The organism is Halomonas nitroreducens, from assembly GCF_003966155.1.
Classification (GTDB): Bacteria; Pseudomonadota; Gammaproteobacteria; order Pseudomonadales; family Halomonadaceae; genus Halomonas; species Halomonas nitroreducens.
In genome coordinates, this window is the sequence record NZ_RXNS01000010.1 from 102671 (window position 1) to 120193 (window position 17523).

12 protein-coding genes and 1 pseudogene are annotated in these 17523 nt (G+C 67.1%); 8 read left to right on the forward strand and 5 right to left on the reverse strand.

Going from position 1 to position 17523, the window contains the following annotated elements; translation table 11 throughout:
• The first annotated feature begins 208 nt into the window (after positions 1–208).
• Complete coding sequence (locus EKG36_RS11645) at positions 209–1948, forward strand: isocitrate/isopropylmalate family dehydrogenase (protein ID WP_126484252.1); 1740 nt, start codon at positions 209–211, stop codon at positions 1946–1948.
• A 34-nt stretch (positions 1949–1982) separates the two neighbouring features.
• Complete coding sequence (locus EKG36_RS11650; protein WP_126484372.1) at positions 1983–2306, forward strand: YnfA family protein; 324 nt, start codon at positions 1983–1985, stop codon at positions 2304–2306.
• Between the two features lie 755 nt (positions 2307–3061).
• Here the strand turns inward: EKG36_RS11650 and EKG36_RS11655 are convergent.
• Positions 3062–4687: a bifunctional diguanylate cyclase/phosphodiesterase gene (locus EKG36_RS11655; protein WP_246007497.1), complete on the reverse strand. Its 1626-nt coding sequence runs from the start codon at positions 4685–4687 to the stop codon at positions 3062–3064.
• 664 nt (positions 4688–5351) lie between these two features.
• Between EKG36_RS11655 and sstT the strand changes: the two genes are divergently transcribed.
• Complete coding sequence (gene sstT / locus EKG36_RS11660; protein ID WP_126484256.1) at positions 5352–6572, forward strand: serine/threonine transporter SstT; 1221 nt, start codon at positions 5352–5354, stop codon at positions 6570–6572.
• A gap of 216 nt (positions 6573–6788) precedes the next feature.
• Here the strand turns inward: sstT and EKG36_RS11665 are convergent, their stop codons facing one another.
• The 3 genes from EKG36_RS11665 to EKG36_RS11675 are packed head-to-tail and all read right to left on the reverse strand — an operon-like array spanning position 6789 to position 12263.
• Positions 6789–8105 carry an acyltransferase family protein gene (locus EKG36_RS11665; RefSeq protein WP_126484258.1) on the reverse strand — a complete coding sequence of 439 codons (1317 nt, stop codon included), beginning with the start codon at positions 8103–8105 and terminating at the stop codon, positions 6789–6791.
• Positions 8102–10681 (reverse strand): glucans biosynthesis glucosyltransferase MdoH, encoded by a 2580-nt coding sequence (gene mdoH, locus EKG36_RS11670; RefSeq protein WP_126484260.1) that lies wholly within the window; start codon positions 10679–10681, stop codon positions 8102–8104. Before mdoH ends, EKG36_RS11665 begins: the two co-directional genes overlap by 4 nt.
• The gene (locus EKG36_RS11675; RefSeq protein WP_246007498.1) at positions 10674–12263 is read right to left on the reverse strand and encodes a glucan biosynthesis protein G; all 1590 of its coding nucleotides are present in this window, start codon (positions 12261–12263) and stop codon (positions 10674–10676) included. Before EKG36_RS11675 ends, mdoH begins: the two co-directional genes overlap by 8 nt.
• A gap of 656 nt (positions 12264–12919) precedes the next feature.
• On the opposite strand from EKG36_RS11675, the gene EKG36_RS11680 reads away from it, so the two are divergent.
• The 4 genes from EKG36_RS11680 (at position 12920) to EKG36_RS11695 (ending at position 15298) form a co-directional block, all read left to right on the forward strand.
• On the forward strand, positions 12920–13402 hold the full coding sequence (locus tag EKG36_RS11680) for a hypothetical protein (protein ID WP_126484262.1): 483 nt from the start codon (positions 12920–12922) through the stop codon (positions 13400–13402).
• Between the two features lie 296 nt (positions 13403–13698).
• A complete protein-coding gene (locus EKG36_RS11685) occupies positions 13699–14229 on the forward strand; it encodes a helix-turn-helix domain-containing protein (RefSeq protein ID WP_126484264.1) in 531 nt (176 codons plus the stop codon).
• Positions 14226–14954 (forward strand): AzlC family ABC transporter permease, encoded by a 729-nt coding sequence (locus EKG36_RS11690; RefSeq protein ID WP_126484266.1) that lies wholly within the window; start codon positions 14226–14228, stop codon positions 14952–14954. The genes EKG36_RS11685 and EKG36_RS11690 overlap by 4 nt, the downstream gene beginning before the upstream one ends.
• Positions 14951–15298, forward strand: a complete 348-nt coding sequence (locus EKG36_RS11695; protein ID WP_126484268.1) for an AzlD domain-containing protein — start codon at positions 14951–14953, stop codon at positions 15296–15298. Before EKG36_RS11690 ends, EKG36_RS11695 begins: the two co-directional genes overlap by 4 nt.
• A gap of 259 nt (positions 15299–15557) precedes the next feature.
• On the opposite strand, the gene EKG36_RS11700 is transcribed toward EKG36_RS11695, so the two are convergent.
• A complete protein-coding gene (locus EKG36_RS11700) occupies positions 15558–16223 on the reverse strand; it encodes a dimethylsulfonioproprionate lyase family protein (RefSeq protein ID WP_126484270.1) in 666 nt (221 codons plus the stop codon).
• Between the two features lie 724 nt (positions 16224–16947).
• Here EKG36_RS11700 and EKG36_RS11705 point away from each other — a divergent pair.
• A pseudogene (locus tag EKG36_RS11705) lies at positions 16948–17255 on the forward strand (transposase); the annotation flags it as partial.
• Positions 17256–17523 lie beyond the last annotated feature (268 nt).

Here is a 17523-nt window from a genome sequence, read left to right on the forward strand (position 1 = left end):
GCAAGCATCCCGGGGGCAGACTTGTTCCCGATCACCGTAACGCCGGACCGGCGCGGCACCCGGCCCCCCTTCCGGTCAGAGCGTGTAGAATGACAGGTGACTCTCAGGGAGCCCGATGCCGCGACGACGGTGTCGACAGGGCCGAGGTCCGGGCCTCATCCGGATGGTGAGGTCGGCTGACTCCACTAGTGCGATACAGGAAGGAATGATGAGCGACAAGATCAAGGTGGCAGCCCCCCTGGTCATCCTGCATGGCGACGAGATGGCCCAGGTGGCCTTCGAGAGGATCCTCGCGACCTTCGTGACCTCACGGTTGGACATCGACCTGGTCGAGATCGACCTGACCGCGGAGAACCGCCTGGTCACCAACGGCCAGGCGGTGATCGACGCCATCGAGGCTCTCAACCACCATGGGGTGGGCGTGAAGAACGCCGGCATGACGGTCAACCGCGAGCAGCGCGACGCCCTGCTCGCCCGCCACCCCGAGCTGGCGGTCGAGAGCCTGCATCCGCTGGCCACCAAGTCGCCCAACGGCGCGATCCGCAAGGGCATCGGCGGCAACATCACCCGCGAGGACATCGAGTTCCGCAACCTCAAGGTCGACAAGCCGCAGTGGATCGGCCGTGACATCGAGGTCGAGACCATGGACACCGGCGGCATCAAGGACAGCTACAACACCCTGTCCAGCGCCACGGGGGTGGTCAAGCTGGTGTTCGTCGGGGCCAGCGGCGACCCGGTGGAACTGCATCGCCGCGAGGTGAACAAGGGCGATCCCTGGCTGCTGGCCACCAACGACATCGACACCGTCAGGGCCTGGGCGCATCGCTTCTTCCAGCGCGCCATCGACGAGCAGCGCGACATCTACCTGGGGCTCAAGGACACCGTGATCGCCGGCTATGACGGTGTGATGCGCGCCGCCATCGAGGACATCTACCGCGCCCACTACCAGCAGCAGGCCGAGTCGCTGGGACTCGCCTACCACTACGAGCTGATCGATGCCCAGGCCGCCCGTATCGTGGCCAACCCGCCGCAACGGGCCTTGTGGGGCGTGCCGGACAACACCACCGGTCGCAAGCTCTACAAGCTGGTGGAGCAGCTCAAGCGCTACGGCATTCCCGAGCGCAAGGCCCAGGTGTCGATCTCGCGGATGAGCGCAGGGGGCGGCGACCAGTACGGCAGCTACAACATGCCCGCCGCCGAGGACGGTATCCTCAAGGTGATCGTCGATGGCGACGAGAAGCATGCCCGGCACGTCAAGCAGGGCGACCCCATCCTGCTGATGTCCAACGACCGGGCGGCGATCAAGGACTGGGTACTGCAAGTGTTCCGTGACGCCTCGCGCAAGGACAAGGAGGTCTACTTCGGCCTCAAGCGCGAGTACATGGACTACGACGAGGTGTTCAGCGACGTGATCACCGAGGCACGCCGCGAACTGGCCAAGGCCGACACCCCACCGCCCTCCTTCATGATCATGCGACCCTCCAGTCAGCTGATCAAGATGATCACCGACCCGCCCCGCAACGCCCTCTACCCGGCGCAGAACCTGGACGGCGACATCTTCTCGGACATCTCCGCCGCGCTGGGCGGCAGCCTGGCCACCGCCAGCTCGATCATCGAGAGCAAGAACGGCACCATGCTGTTCGAGGCCCCTCACGGCACCGCCCATGACCTCTACGTGACATACCTCGAGAGCGACGGCCGGGAGGCGCACTTCAACTCCTCGGCGCTGATCTACGCCGTGGCCAATGCCCTGGAGACCCTGGCGGAGCGGGAAGACAACACGGCGCTGGGCGACTATGCCGGCCGCCTCAAGGAGGCCCTGATCGGTACCGTCGGCGATGGCATTGTCACCGGTGACCTCAAGGGCAAGACCACCGACCCGACCACGGAGACAGTGGTGGACATGCAGGGCTTCCTCGACGCCGTGGCGGCGCGTCTCTCGGCGTGACCGGCGGCCTCGGCGACGGCGTCCGCCCGGCGTGATGACCGTGCTGCTCTACGTCGCCGCCGCCCTGGCCGAGATCGCCGGCTGCTTCAGCGTCTGGGCCTGGTGGCGGCTCGACAAGTCCGCGGCCTGGCTGGCCCCCGGCCTGGTCAGCCTGGCGCTGTTCGCCTGGCTGCTCAGCCTCTCCGAGGCAGACTATGCCGGCCGTGCCTACGCGGCCTACGGCGGGGTCTATATCGTCACCTCCCTGATGTGGCTGTGGCTAATCGAACAGCGGGCACCGGACCGCTGGGACTGGCTGGGGGCCGCCCTCTGCCTGGTGGGTGCCGGGGTCATCCTGATGGGCCCGAGGGCAAGCTGACGTAGAGGGCAGGTGTCGCGTGGTGCCGGCTTCACCCATTGCCTCGCTGTCCTGCGCGTCAACGGACAGGAATTGGCTGACCGTTTGTTCAACTAATTCCCCGGGGTTGTGGCCGGCAATCGCCTGGCGTTACCCCGAAAAATACCGCCATGAAGGCGGGGTGTTTCGCATCCTCATCATCTTGAAAAACACCCCGTAACCGACAAGAATAGTGGCATCAATTGATGCAAACTCTATGTATATATACTAATTGAATGTGCCCGCCCGATGGACCTTCCCGACCAGCCTTATATTCTCTTCTCTACCGCTCCTCAAGACCATCTGGTGTTGCTGTGTCCCTGTGGCAACAGTGAAGTGTCGAAGCAGCAGGCCACCTGGGCACGCTTCACCCCGGACTTCACCCGACAGGCCTGCCTATGCGGCGAGTGCCAGACAAGCCTCCCTCTTCGAATCAACGATGATTCGCATTTACACTTCAAAAAATACTGATACGCGAGGCCCCTGGAAATCCCGCGCCGTCGTCCCGACGCCTCATCCCGGCAGTCCGGCCAAGGCGCCACGGCCGTGCCTCCCTCGAGACCTCCATGGGCTGGTGAGCCACTCGCATGTTGCTTGCCACCGGCAACACTAGATAACGCCACAGTTCTGCAGCGTCAGGGCCACCAGCAGCAGGGCCGCCAGGCCGATCAGCCGACTGGTCATGTTGGTGCGTTTCTTCTTGTCCATGCTGTCTTCCCTAGCTGATCATCTCGGCCTCAGGCCATGCACACCCTGTCTCGCCCATGGCGCTTGGCCTCGTAGAGCGCCCGGTCGGCGCGGTGAAATACCTCGGCATAGGTCTCGCCATCGGCATGCTCGCTCACGCCGACGCTGATCGTGATCTGCAGCTGCAGATCATCGCGAATGCGGATGGTCCCGGCCCCGGCACTCTCCCGAATGCGCTCCATCACCCGCCGGGCCTCGCCAGCCACGGCATTGCGCACCACCACCACGAACTCCTCGCCACCGATGCGAGCGACGATATCGCCCTCGCGCAGGCAACCGGACACCGTCGACGCCAGCCACTGGATCACGGCATCGCCGGCCTGATGGCCATAGGTATCGTTGACCGCCTTGAAATGATCGATGTCCAGCACGGCGACCGAAAAGACCTCCCGGGAGTCGCCGCTGACCTGGGTCAACGCGTCCACATGCTGCTCGAGAAAGGGACGATTGGGCAGGCCGGTCAGGTAGTCCCGCATGGCCCTGTCGGCCATCTGGTCGCGTTCCCGGCGGATTCTCTGGATTGCGGCGTCGTCGGTGATGACCCGCTCCACGGCGTCGGCGATCAGCCGAACCAGCTCGACCTCCACGTCGCTGAAGGCATGGCGGCGACTGCAGGCGCTGGAGAAATTGAGCGTCCCCCAGACCCGGCCGTCGATGCGAAGCGGCATGCCGATATAGCTCTCCAGGCCGAAGGCCTGGTAGCAGGGGTGACCATTGATCCGCGCATCCTGGCCGGCCGCCACGGTATGGAAGACATCCTCCTCGTCGAGCATCAGCCGGCAGTAGGTGGCGCCCAGAGGAAAGGTATCGCCAGGGGCGACGGGGGCCACCTCCGAGGCGGCCCAGTGCACGATGTACTGATCGCCGATGATGCGGCTGACGATGCCGATATCCAGATCCAGATACTCGAGCGCATCGCGCAGCAGCATGTCGACGGTCGCGCGGGTGCTGATATCGGTGCGGTTGACGCCGGTATGGACATCCCGCAGCAGCTGGATCATGGCCCGATATTCGGAAATGTCCTGAATGATGGCGTAGAACCCCAGCACCTCGCCGTCGAGCACGTCGGGGAGATAGTTGACCTTGAAGAAGATGCGGCGACCGTCCCTGAGGGCCAGCTCCTCCTCGTAGCGAACCTCCTCCCCCGCCAGCGCCCGCTGAAACTTTGGCCAGATCTTGTCGTAGGACGCGGCATCGAGTACCGAGGACACCGGCTGGCCATACAGCGCCTCACGGCTGAGACCGACGAAATCCACATAGGCCTGGTTGTTGAAGCGGAAGCAGGCCTCGCGGTCGACATAGGCCACCATGACGGGCAGTCGGTCGGCGAGACGGTCGGTGACATCCCTGGCAGAAGCCAGATTCCCGGAGAGGCGCGCGACGACACTGCCGTCGGCCAGGCCTTGCAGTTGGCAGGTCCCCTTGGCAAAGGCCTGGGACGCGGCCTGCCCCCCGCCACCCCCTGCAAGCAGTGACGTGATCTTCTCCCCGAAACGGACATGGAGGGCGTGCACGTCTTCTAGCGGCCGACCGACCAGGCGCTCCGCGCTCTTGCCGAGGTAGGGACGGGTATCGCCGACGGCATCGACGATACGCTGGTCAGACGAGATTCTCACGAACGCGGTGCGGCTTTCCCTCAGGGCCTCATCCAACCATGACTGCTGACTCAATCTCTCCCCTCCCGATCTGGCATGAATGGTGCCGGCCGTCTGGCCCCGCACAGCGACGAGCCCGAGCCTGACCGGGCCCTGGGCTGCGGCATTCCCCCGGCTCCGCATGCTCGACGCCGGCGGCCACCGACGCCCCCACGGAGCGCACCCAAGGAATCTTATCGGCCGATGCCGGAAAATCTTTCGTCACCGCATCTCCAGAACCGGCCACGCGGGGCCACGATGAACGCGCCACATCCGGGCGAGCCTGGCTTTCGCGATCTCTAACATAGCGAATTCGACTGCAAGACACACGCGAACGCTGCGGATGGACAGGCAGGCGCCGGTTGGCCCGCCAGGCTGCCACCAGCCGGGCGACCGCCGGCTGACAGGCTTGCATCTCATCATGCCACCGATCTAAGCCAGGCGTTTTCACCATGACTTAGCCACATTGACGGGATAATCCCCCATCGATATAGACGATGCTAGAATGCGGCGCGACCTGCGGGCGCTCCCTGGCCCGGGAGGCGGCGCTGCAGCCGCTCGCCCGGGCCCGCGCCCGGCAGGCGCGGGTGATCGATCGCCCGCGCCGCGACACCCGCCCCCACCCCGTAACCTCGAGAGACGTTCCATGATCGCAACCGTCCACACCCTGTGTCGCCCGCTGCTGCGGCTGGGGCTGATCGCCCAGACCGCCATCGGCATCGTCTGCGGCATCCTGCTCGCCGCCTACTCCCCCGCCATGGCGCAATCGGCTGCGCTGCTGGGACAGGTCTTCATCTCCGCTCTCAAGGCGGTGGCGCCGGTGCTGGTCTTCGTGCTCGTGACCGGGGCAATCGCCAGCCACCGGCGCGGCCAGCCCACTCATGTCCGCTCGGTGCTGATGCTCTACCTGATCGGCACCCTGACCGCCGCGCTGGTGGCCGTGGTGGCGAGCTTCGCCTTCCCTACCACCCTGGCCCTCGATGCGCCCCAGGCCAGTGGCAACCCGCCCGGCGGCGTCGACCAGATCCTCCGCAACCTGCTGCTCAGCGCTGTCGCCAACCCGGTCAGTGCGCTAATGGAGGCCAATTTCATCGCCATCCTGGTCTGGGCCTCGGCCCTGGGCCTGATGCTGCGCCAGGCCAGCGAGACCACGCGCACCCTGCTCTCGGACCTCGCCGAGGCCATCTCGCAGATCATCCGCCTGGTGATCCACATCGCCCCGCTGGGCATCTTCGGCCTGGTGGCCGGCACCATGGCCACCGCCGGCCTGGGGGCCCTGCTCGACTATGCCCACCTGCTGCTGGTGATCGTCGCTTGCATGCTGTTCGTGGCCCTGGTCACCAATCCGCTGATCGTGTTCGCCAAGACCCGGCGCAATCCCTATCCGCTGGTCTTCGCCTGCCTGCGGGGCAGTGCCATCACGGCCTTCTTCACGCGCAGCTCGGCGGCCAACATTCCCGTCAACCTGGAACTGTGCCAGCGCCTGAAGCTCCACGCCGACACCTACTCGATCTCGATCCCCCTGGGGGCAACCATCAACATGTCGGGCGCGGCAATCACCATCACCGTGATCACGCTCTCCGCCGCCCACACGCTGGGCATTGGCGTCGATTTCCCTACCGCCCTGCTGCTGTGCATCGTCTCGGCCCTGGCGGCCTGCGGCGTCTCCGGCGTGGCCGGTGGCTCGCTGCTGATCATCCCCATGGCCAGCAACCTGTTCGGCATCTCCACCGACGTGGCCATGCAGGTGGTGGCGATCGGCTTCGTGATCAGCGTGGTACAGGACGCCACCGAGACAGCGCTCAACTCCTCCACCGACGTGCTGTTCACCGCCGCGGCCTGTCAGGCATGGGACGCCGACGCCTGAGACGGCCGTCCCGGATGATGGTCAGTTAGTCCGGGGCGGGATCGCCCCAGGCGGGATTCGACCGCTTGTCGGTCACGCCCGCCGGGGCATGGACAGGTGCACAGGGCGAGCCGGCTTCGCAACAACCTCGGGCCCTCCCCGCGGGCCACCGGCCAGGCTGTCGCGAGCCATGCCATGTCGACCACCGCGGACCTCGGACACCCGGCGTTGCACGCCCTAGCCCTGCTGGCGTGCCGAGGGCAACAGCCGCCCCATGAGAAGACGCTGCAGGTGCTCGCGGACCCGCAGCACGAAGCGCTCCTGGAACATCACGCAGAACAGCACGGTGACCAGCAGGAAGACCGGATACAGTATCAGCGAGCTGTCACCGGCGGCCTCCAGGCAGCCGCGAACGTCATCGAGACAGCGCGAGGGCTCGCCGGCGAGGACCTGCTCGATCCGGGTGAAGATCACGTAGAGGGGCACGTGCAGCGCGAACATCGGCAAGGAGGCACCGCCCAGGCGCCTGGCCAGCTGTCGCAGCCGCGGATCCGCGGGCGAACGCACCCGGGTCATCAGCAGGATCAGCATCAGCTGCGACGGCAGCAGCAGGCCATTGTGCAGCAGGTAGTACCAGGCGTGTCCCTGGCCCAGCAGCCATACTGCCACGACCACCGAGACCGCCACCCACAGCGCCATCGCCAGGCACAGGCCCCGGCCAGGCCGGTAGCCGGCCCGTCGCCACCGCGAGTAGAGCACGCACAGCAGGATGCCGGCGATGAACTCGGGGAGGCGAATCAGGGGATTGCGGTGCAGGATGCCCGTCTCGGGCATGCCGTAGTCGGTCAGGGCGATGACCACCAGGGGCGGCAGCAGGTAGAGCAGGTTGGTCAGCGCCAGGGCCCGGCCGACATGTCGCACCCGGAACAACCGCGGCGCCGCCCAGGGAAAGACCAGGTAGAAGCCCATCAGCGCCGAGATCGACCAGGACGGTGGGTTGAAGGTCAGGTAGAGGGGATTCCAGGCATGCAACAGGCTGACGTTGAGCGCCAGGTTGACCGCCAGCTCGGAATCGCTCATGTAGTGACGCAGCGCCTCGGGATCGGTCTGTCCCAGGTCGTTGTTGACGTCGTAGATCACGAAACGGATCGAGGCGGCAGCGTCCTCCGGGGTGATGGCCAGCTTGCCCACGGCGGTCGACACCAGCATGGCCAGCAGCAGCGCGCCGATATGGATCGGGTAGAGGTTCGCGAACCGCTTGATCCAGAAGCTGCGCGCCGGCTCGCGCAGCGACTGGTGGTGATCCAGGTAGACGTGCGCCAGCAGGAAGCCCGAGAGCACGAAGAAGGAGCTGGTCGAGAAGAACCCGATATCCGTGATGTAGTGCGACCAGCCCGAGATCGACGGGTAGTTGTGCAGGGTGTGGAAGATGACGATGTACAGCCCCAGCACGAAGCGCAGCCACTCCAGGCCGATGAAGCGCTCCTTGGACGGGGCCTGGACCCGGTCGCGTGACCCGGCGTCACGCGACCGGTCGGCGGCCGAGCCACTCATCCGCTGGCCTCCTGGCCCCACGCCGGCCCCTCCAGGCTCGGCATCCGGGTGCGGCCTGGCTCACCGCTCGCCTCCCGGGCCTTTCCCGGCACCTTCAGGCTCGGCGCCCGGGGCAGGCCCAGCTCACGCCAGGCGGGATGGGCGTCCGGTTCGGCCCACACCCGGAAGTGCAGCATCGACAGCAGCACCGGGTCATCGAGCAGGCGCAGCCGCTCGCCCGGGGAGAGCCGGCGCGGGTCGCTGCTCACCGCCTCGGCCACCCGCTCCTCCCGACGCTGCCGCAGCAGTGCCGAGCGGCCGTGGCGGCTGGTGGCCAGTGCACAGCCCAGCGCATTGGCCACCGGGTCGACCACCGTCTGGGTGAAGGTCGGCGAGGCGGGCCAGCGGGTCATGCGCTTCAGGTGGCGCACCATGCGTCGCAGTACCCGGGGCGGACGGGTCTCCTCGGGGATCCGGAACAGCCGTGCACGCTGGCTGCGCAGGCCCAGCGACACCCGGCTGGAGAACACCGAGACCGGGATGGACACCATCAGCGCGCCGACGATGGGCGCCAGCCACCACAGGAAGGTCGGCTCGAGGGCGTAGACTCCGGCCGCCCAGACGGCGCCGATGACGGTCTGGACGCCATGGTTGCGCACGGCATCGCCCCAGGTCGTGTCGCTGTTGTCGCGGGACGGCGAGCGCCACTGGATTCCTCGCCCCAGCAGGGCCGCAAGCACGAAGCGGGTATGGAAGAGCATGCGCACCGGGGCCATCAGCATGGAGAAGAGCGACTCCACCACCATGCTCAGCCAGACCTTGCCGGCGCCGCCGAACTCCCGGGCCCCTTGCCAGCTGATGAGAATCACGCTGAGCACCTTGGGCAGGAACAGCAGGGTCGCCGTGGCGGTGAACAGGCCCACCGCCAGCCCCGGGTTCCACTGCGGCCAGACCGGGAACATCATCCCCGGCTCGGGGAAGTACTGGGGGGTGCCCAGGGTGTGCACCGCCAGCAGCGCCGTGGAGAGGATCAGGAACAGGCACCACAGCGGCGCGGAGAGGTAGGACATCACCCCGGTGAGAAACACCGCCCGGTGCACGGGGTGGATGCCCCGGGCCAGGAACAGCCGGAAGTTCATCAGGTTGCCGTGACACCAGCGACGGTCCCGGTTGAGCTCGTCGAGCAGGTTGGGGGGCATCTCCTCGTAGCTGCCGGCCAGGTTGTAGGCGATCCACACGCCCCAGCCGGCGCGGCGCATCAGCGCGGCCTCGACGAAGTCGTGGGAGAGGATCTCGCCGGACAGCGAGCCCTTGCCGGGCAGCGGTGCCAGCAGGCAGTGCCGCATGAAGGGCGCCATGCGAATGATGGCGTTGTGCCCCCAGTAGTGGGACTCGCCCAGCTGCCAGAAATGCAGCCCCGCGGTGAACAGCGGCCCGTAGACCCGGGTCGCGAACTGCTGCATCCGCGCGTAGAGGTTGTGCCGGCCTGACGCCTTCGGGGCGGTCTGGATGATGCCGGCCTTGGGGTTGGCCTCCATCAGGCGCACCAGCCGGGTCAGGCAGCTGCCGCTCATCACGCTGTCGGCGTCCAGCACCAGCATGTAGCGATAGTTGCGCCCCCAGCGGCGGCAGAAGTCATCCAGGTTGCCGCTCTTGCGCTTGACGCGGCGCTGACGGCGGCGATAGAAGACCCGATCGAAGGCCCCGAGCTCCCGGCATAGCGCCAGCCAGGCGTGGGTCTCGGCGATCGCCACGTCGGGGTCGTTGGTGTCGCTGAGGATGTAGAGATCGAAGGCCGCCTCCTGCCCGGTATCGCGCAGCGACTCCAGGGTGGCACGCACGCCGGCGAACACCCGGGGCACGTCCTCGTTGCAGATCGGCACGACCAGGGCGGTCCGGGCGCCGGGCTCGAACGGCGCCTCGTCGTCCACCTCGCGGGCATTGATCACATGCTGGTCACGCCCGCGCAGCAGCTGGAAGAAGCCCATCAGGGCCGTCCAGAAGCCCGCCGACACCCAGCTGAACAGCAGCACGAACAGCGCCAGGATGGCGATCTCCAGGGGCCGGGTTCCCTGATAGGGCAGCACCGTGCTCATGTATTGCGCGGCCACCAGGCTCTGTCCGACCGTCAGCACCAGCAGCACCAGCCGCCGCAGCTGGCCGACCCGCCGCCAGCGCGGCGTGCGGCCGTGTCGTGCGGGACCGGTATCGGTACCGGTGCCGGTCATCCCACGCCACAGGCGACGCGACCAGCGCACCAGCGGCCCCTTCGCCCAGGGCTCCGGCGCCAGGGGAGTCCGGGCCAGCGGCGGCATCGTGCACAGCCGGGTGATGCCCCGGGGGTCGGTCGACAGCGGCGGCGACGGGGCCAGCGGCGGCGACGGATAGCCCAGCGCCAGCCGTGGCCCCACCGACACCGCGGCGGGATCCTCTTGCGGCGCCGGCTGCTGGCCGAGGCCCTCGTGCAGGGCCGCCAGGCCCTCGGCATCAAGCTCGCCGGCCATCAGCTCACGACGCGCCTGGTGCGACTCGGCCTCGAAGGCCAGGCGTTCCAGGTACTCGGCGGCCCGGTCGGGGGAGGCGTTGCGCTCAACCATTGGCCGGGAGCCGGTAGTACCAGGTTTCCGACAGGGGCGTGTCGCCGTCCTTCAGGGTCGCGCGGATATCCAGCGGCTGATCCTCATCGCCGCGCTTGACGCGCAGGAAGACGCGCCAGCCGCCTTCGGCCTGGTTGGCAACGGCCCGGCTGGCGACCAGCTCGCCGTTGTCGCCGACGCTGGCCTCCACCTGAAGCCCGTTGTTGCCGCGATAGGCCTCCAGGGCCGGGCCCTGGAAATCGAGCACGAAGGCGATGGAGCCATCCGGCTCGCGCACCAGGTCGTTGCGGCGCACCTCGCCCCGCGACCGGCGCGTCTCCTCGACCCACGACAGATTGGGGTCGAGGAACTTGTCCTCGGTGGTCGTCCAGAACATCCGGTAGTTGAGGTTCAGCGGCTCGCCGGTCGGCGGCAGCGACTCGGGCTTCCAGAACGCCACGATGTTGTCGTTGGTCTCGTTGGGGGTGGGGATCTGGATCAGTTCGACCTGGCCGGCGCCCCAGTCGCCCTGAGGCTCGATCCAGGCGCTGGGACGGCGGTCGTAGCGATCGACCAGGTCCTCGTAGTCGCTGAAGTCGTGGCTGCGTTGCAGCAGGCCGAAGCCCTTGAGGGACTCGACGGGGGCCTCGTCGACCATCAGCTGGGCCGGGTTGGCCAGCGGCCGCCAGGTCCAGCCGTTGCTGGCATCGTGGATCAGCAGGCCGTTCGAGTCGTGGATGGCCGGCCGGTAGTTGAGGTTCTCCGAGGGCTGGCCGGGGCCGAACAGGTACATGCTGGTCAGCGGGGCGATGCCCAGCTTCTCGACCTCGCGGCGCAGGAACAGGCGTGACTTGACGTCCACCACGGTGTCATCCCCCGGGCGCAGCACGAAGCGATAGGCACCGGAAAGGCTCGGCGAATCGAGCAGCGCGAACACCGTCAGGTACTGGCTCTCCGGGGTGGGCTTGACCACCCAGAACTCGCGGAAGGCGGGGAACTCCTCGCCGGTCTGCAGCGCGGTGTCGACGGCCAGGCCCCGGCCCGACAGGCCATACTGCTGGTGACGGCCGAGTGCCCGGAAATAACTGGCTCCCTGGAACACCATGAGCTCGTCCATGGTGTCGTCCCGGTTGAGGGGATTGAGGATCTTGAAGCCGGAAAAGCCCAGGCCCTCGAGCTGTTCCTCGGGAATCGACAGGTCGCCGTAATCGAAGGCCTGGGGATCGAAGCCCACCTCGCGCACCTCGTTGTCGACCACGGTGTTGACCTTGACGGCACTGTCGAAATGCATGCCCTCGTGGAAAAAGGTGAGCTGGAAGGGCAGGTCCTGATCACTCCAGAGGGCCTGGTCGCGACGGTACTGGATCTTGGCGTAGTCCTCGTACTCGAGCTCGCGCAAGGCGTCGGGAAGGTTCGTTTCGGGCGGCTCGTAGGCCTTCTCGGACAGGGATTGCGCCTTCTGCGCCACGTCCTCGAAGCCGAAAGCCATGAGGGTCGGCGAGGCCAGGCCACCCAGGGCGCCGAGCAGGCCCGCCAACAGCCAGGGACGGACGCGTCGGCCGGACCCCGCGGAAGACGGGGACAATCGTACGGATGCTTGCACTTTCACACTCCTTCGCATTGGCCGAGGACTCGACCATCGTCATGCTCGCCGTGCAGACATAACACACCGGCCGAGCTCGCCCTCGGGTGTCCGGCGCAAGGCCGAAACGGGTATCAGGCTGATGAGACGATACGGGAACCTCCGTGCTCCCGGCGGTTATCCTCCAGAACCTCTCCTTGCACAGTCAAGACCATGGCCGCTCGCAGCACCAGAGCTCGACGGGAGAAGCGGGTTCCTGGTGCCCTGCGACTGCGGGGGGGCGGTCAAGGTTCAGCCCTGGAGGCGGCCCCAGGCCATCGGCGACGCTTCCCCGAAGTAGCGCTGTCGCCGCATTACGACGCCCGGCAGCGAAGTGCGGATTCACGAGCCGCGCAACGGCGCCCTCCCCCGTCCGGCGGCCGGCCACCACAGGGCATGATGACGCTCGCCGGCGGCGGCAGCGAGAGGGGATTCCCCAAGGGATATCGATCGTCTTACTTGAATGTAGGAAGAGCCCTACATTGCCCGAGTGCGCCTTGGCCTAGGATGGAGGGCATCAGCGAGGCCACGGCGATGGGTGCCATCATGATGGGGCTGGACTCAGCTAACCGACGGGGGACGGGCTGCCACTGCGGGGCCGAAGGTCGGCTGGAGAGCCCGACGGGACGGCCATCGAGATGAAGGGGCCATGGCTCGCGCTGCTGCTGGCCGGCCTGCCCCTGGCGGCCCCGGGCCAGGTCTACCGCTGTGACCTCGACGGGAGCACCCGCTACCAGGCCTCGCCCTGCCCTCAGGGGGAAAGGCTGCGCGAGGATGGCGCCATCACCACCTACCCGCCCCCCGACCTCTCGGCCTTCCCGAGCCTGCCGGGGGCCGACCCGCCTTCCGACCGGCCGAGCGGCCGCAGCACCCGGGACTATCTCTCGACCCTGGACCGGCGCAACGCCAAGGCCCGCGCCCATGGCAGGGGGCATCTCGTGGCGGGCATGTCGGAAAACCAGGCACTCACCATCCTCGGCGCGCCCGACAGCGTCGGGCGTGTCAGCCATGCCGACGGCGAGACCTGCAAGACGCTGCGCTGGGACGACCCGCCCTTCGTGGACGGTCGCCATCGCGCCACCATCTGCGATGGCAAGGTGGTCCGTCACAACCGCCAATGACCCGCAGCCGACCTGCCGGCCCACCATATCCGCCACTCTCTGCTCCCTGGTCCCCCGCCTGAAGACAGGCGCCAGCCTGGCGCCGCCGCGCGGTCGCGGCCGTCCCCCTCGCCGGGCTTTCCTGCCATCCGGGTCGCCCCTCTCATCCCACGGTCGAGGGCACCCGTGCCGCTGGGCGATGGAGCGACCGCCACATGGTCCAGGGCGGCTGGCCCACCTTGACAGCTCCTTGTTCCTTTTATAGAACGTTCCATATAACGAACACACTTCGCCTCGCAAGGCATGGAGCGCTTCATATGGACCGGCTCTCGCTCGGCACCCTCGGCCAGCACCTGCAGCGGCTGCGGCTGGAGAAGGGGCTATCGCTGTCGCAGCTGGCGGCTGCCGCCGGCATCGCCAAGTCGAATCTCTCGCGCCTCGAGCAGGGCAACGGCAACCCGACGCTGGACACCATCTGGCGGCTGGCAGTGCAGCTGGACGTGCCCTTCGGCACCCTGGTGGCACCTATCAGCGTGCCCCTGGGCGAGGAAGGCGTGCAGGTGCGGCTGCTCGACCAGGGCCAGGACAGTCCCCAGGTGGATGCCTACTGGATGCGCTGCGCTCCCCACACCACCCGCCATGCCGAGGCGCACACGCCGGGCGCCCGGGAATCGCTGACCCTCATCGAGGGTCAGCTGGAGGCGGGCCCGGAGGGCGAGACGCGACACCTGAGCGCCGGCGATACCCACGGCTTCCCGGCCGACCGCCCCCACCTCTACCGCACCGGGGAGAGCTGGGCGACGCTGCTGCTCAGCGTCGTCTACGCCGAGGGAGGCCCCACCTCATGACCCTGCAGGCCACCTCATCGCTGCCTCGCCCCTGGCTGACGGGCATCCGCGAGGCCATCCCCCTGCTGGGCGGCTACGTGCCGGTGGCGATCTCCTTCGGACTGGTCGCCATCCAGGCGGGCTTCAGCACCTGGGAGGCAGTCATCATCTCCACGCTGTTCTACGCCGGCGCCTCTCAGTTCCTGTTCGTCGGCATGATCGCCGGCGGCGCGCCCCTGTGGCTGGTGGTCGTCATGACGCTGCTGATCAACCTGCGCCACGTGGTCTATGCCCCCAACCTGGCGCCCTGGCTGACCGCCAGCCGCTGGTGGCCCTGGCTGATGCACACGCTGACCGATCAGGTCTTTGCCCTGGCCCACCATCGCCTGCCGCAGCTTCCCGAGGCGGCACGGCTTGGCTGGTTCACCGGCGCGGCGCTGCTGGCCTGGGCGAGCTGGGTCGCCGGCACGGCCCTGGGGGCTATCGCCGGCGACTGGCTGATGGCTCAGTGGCCGCTGCTCGGCGAGATCCTGCCCTTCGCCCTCCCGGCCCTGTTCCTGGTGCTGGTGATGCCGCGCTTGACCGGCCGGCGCTGGAGCCTGGCGCTGGGGGTCAGCATCGGCCTGGCCATGCTCGGTACCCTGGCCGGCTTCACCAACCTCGGCATCCCCCTGGCGGCCGCCTGCGGAGCCCTGTGCTTCTATCTGGTGAAGTTCGATGTCGGCAGCAAAGGAGTCCCGCGATGAGTAGTGCACTCTGGCTGGCCGTGCTGGCCGCGGCCCTCGGCACCCTGCTGCTGCGCCTGGTGCCGCTGCTGTGGATGCAGCGGCGGCTCAGGAAACTCGACGGCGAACCGGGTGCCGACGCCATGCCCCAGTGGCTCGGCATACTCGGGCCCTTGATGGTTGCCGCCGTGCTCGGCGTCTCCCTGGTGCCGCGCGATCCCGACGCCACCTCCTGGCTGGCCACGCTGATCGGCGTGCTGGCGACCCTGGCCGTCTGGTACCGGCGGCGCTCGCTCGGCTGGCCGGTGGTCGCCGGCGTGGCGGCCTACGGCGCGGTGGTGATGCTGGCGGGGCTCGGGATGTGAAGTGTCTCTCGCATGCCGTCTGGACCGTGGACAGGGCACAGACCGATCCCGAAGGATGGACGTTGGTCGCGCGCCAGAAGGCGCCATGTGCCTGGCACCCCATTACCCTAGCCTGCCCGCGCACCACGGGCGGCAAGGGGCCATCGGCGATGGCCCCCCCCCCCCCGGGCTTCCTCTCGGCCAGGACAACGGGCCGCTGATAAACGCTGGCGGTGAAAGCCAGGGCCAGCGCATCGCCGGCGCCTCGGGGCGATGGGGATCAGCGGGATCGCGGTCGAGACTGGCGGGCCGTCACGGTGAACGTCATCCCGGGCTCCCATAGCCGCTCGCGCGGGCCAATCCACGCATAGGCCAGCAGGCAGGGGGCCAACTGGCCCGTGGTGATGCGATGCTCGTCGCCGGGACGATTCAGCACCAGCGAGCCCGGGGCGTAAACGGCATTGTCGTTCTCCGACCAGGCACCCGCGATGGAGATATAGCTCTCCTCGATGCCCGCATGGCTGTGCTGCGGATAGGTCGTATTGGGCGCAAACAGCAGGATGAGATCGCTCGCCTGGACGGGACCGCGGGGTCCCAGGATCTCGGCATAGGCGTATTTATTCCCGAGCGTCCGGGAAATCTTCGAATACCCCAGCTCCCAGGTCAGCAGCGGCGCCACGCGCTCCAGGGAACGCCCCATGCTATCCAGCGATCCCCTTCTTGCCAGGTCCAGGGCCCTGCCGAGGTGCGCGACGACGGGCAAGCGGGCAGGCTTTCTCGCCTCGACGGGCGAGTTGGCCTCGATGATCGCGGACAAGGCTTCCCGGACACGGCGTCGGTGGGAGCGAATCACCTTGCTGCCCCCTGCCGAACCGTGGCGGTAGAGGGCATCATACTCCCGAAGCAGGTACAGCCAATCGGGAGCGTCGTGAAGCGGTACCGACATTGCCTAGCCCCATCGCTGCGGTTGAACGTGATCCCGAAGGGGAGCCTTCCGAGAGCGGCAGCCTTGCCGCAACGCCCGCTCCCTCCCGAGCCCCCACGAGCTTCGGGGACCCACCTCCCAACCCCGGCGGAGGCGAGCACGCCACCAACGTCGCGCAGCGATGTCAGGAATTCAAGCACTCACTCATTCGAGCCCGCTTGCCTATGGACGGTGCAAGAGCGGCCAGCGAATCGGCTCTGGTGTCTCGGGGAGCGACAGTGTGAACAGCAAAGGCAATGAGTCGCTCGGGGAGGAATTCGAGAGGAAGCAGTAGATCTGGTGGGCCCAGCAGGACTTGAACCGGAAACCAAAGGATTATGAGTGCAACCAAGTAGCCTTGGGGAACGCGCCCGCAATGCGATTAAACTTAAAAATCAATCAGATGAAGCGTTCCACCATTTACACCCACCACGCCGTTTACTCGCAATAAGCAACCAAACCGCAACCAAGCTGCCCAATCGCTTCAGTCTCCTGGCCATATCGACCGCTCTGAACGATGCATGAGCGCTCATTTCGGAACGGGCAAAGCGCCCCAGGGTGTGTCTACTGTTGCTGGGCAAGATCAATCTGGCACGCCATGCGATTCTGCAGATAGTTCGCTTCCCCCTTGGCATTGCGCGTGCGGAAGAAGGCCGTGAACTGGCCCGGAATTCCCGAAGTTTCCAAATCTTGAGAGGATGGAGTCATGAACACAACAAACCGGTGTTTCCCTGAGGTACTTCAGCGGGCAGTCCGCATGGTCTTCGACCACGAGGCCGACTATCTCTCCCTGTGGGCGGCCATGGGCGCCATTGCCCCCAAGATCGGCTGTACGCTAGAAACTCAGCGGAGCTGAGCCCGGCAGGCCGAGCGTGATGCGGGTCGTCGTGGAGGCACCACGACGTCAGAACGTGAGCGGATCAAGGCGCTGGAGCGCGAGAACCGGGAGTTGAAACAGGCCAACGAGATCCTGAGCAAGGCGGCCGCGTATTTTGCCCAGGCGGAGCTCGACCGCGCCAGAGGTCCGTGTCGATGCGTTCCAGGCGGACGGCTCGTGAAATCAGACCTCCTCGACATCAAGAAGTGGCGGGCGCCCGCCACGGAAAGGCCCCTCCAGAGTGGTATGGTCCACCACCAGTGTATTCCCCCACAGCGGCAGGCAGCGCCCCGAGCCGCCAGTGTGGCGCAACAACGCCGCTGTAGGGTGAAGAGGACTCCATCCCATTGCTTATGCCTGTCGGATTTACGTCATGGCATTCCGTGCAAGTATCGGGCTTCGATG

What these genes read in the sequence shown, in the direction of transcription:
- EKG36_RS11690 (WP_126484266.1), top strand. Translation starts at nt 14,226, where the DNA reads ATGACCCTGCAGGCCACCTCATCGCTGCCTCGCCCCTGGCTGACGGGC.
- EKG36_RS11700 (WP_126484270.1), bottom strand. Translation starts at nt 16,223, where the DNA reads ATGTCGGTACCGCTTCACGACGCTCCCGATTGGCTGTACCTGCTTCGG.
- sstT (WP_126484256.1), top strand. Translation starts at nt 5,352, where the DNA reads ATGATCGCAACCGTCCACACCCTGTGTCGCCCGCTGCTGCGGCTGGGG.
- EKG36_RS11665 (WP_126484258.1), bottom strand. Translation starts at nt 8,105, where the DNA reads ATGAGTGGCTCGGCCGCCGACCGGTCGCGTGACGCCGGGTCACGCGAC.
- EKG36_RS11645 (WP_126484252.1), top strand. Translation starts at nt 209, where the DNA reads ATGAGCGACAAGATCAAGGTGGCAGCCCCCCTGGTCATCCTGCATGGC.
- EKG36_RS11695 (WP_126484268.1), top strand. Translation starts at nt 14,951, where the DNA reads ATGAGTAGTGCACTCTGGCTGGCCGTGCTGGCCGCGGCCCTCGGCACC.
- EKG36_RS11685 (WP_126484264.1), top strand. Translation starts at nt 13,699, where the DNA reads ATGGACCGGCTCTCGCTCGGCACCCTCGGCCAGCACCTGCAGCGGCTG.
- mdoH (WP_126484260.1), bottom strand. Translation starts at nt 10,681, where the DNA reads ATGGTTGAGCGCAACGCCTCCCCCGACCGGGCCGCCGAGTACCTGGAA.
- EKG36_RS11680 (WP_126484262.1), top strand. Translation starts at nt 12,920, where the DNA reads ATGAAGGGGCCATGGCTCGCGCTGCTGCTGGCCGGCCTGCCCCTGGCG.
- EKG36_RS11650 (WP_126484372.1), top strand. Translation starts at nt 1,983, where the DNA reads ATGACCGTGCTGCTCTACGTCGCCGCCGCCCTGGCCGAGATCGCCGGC.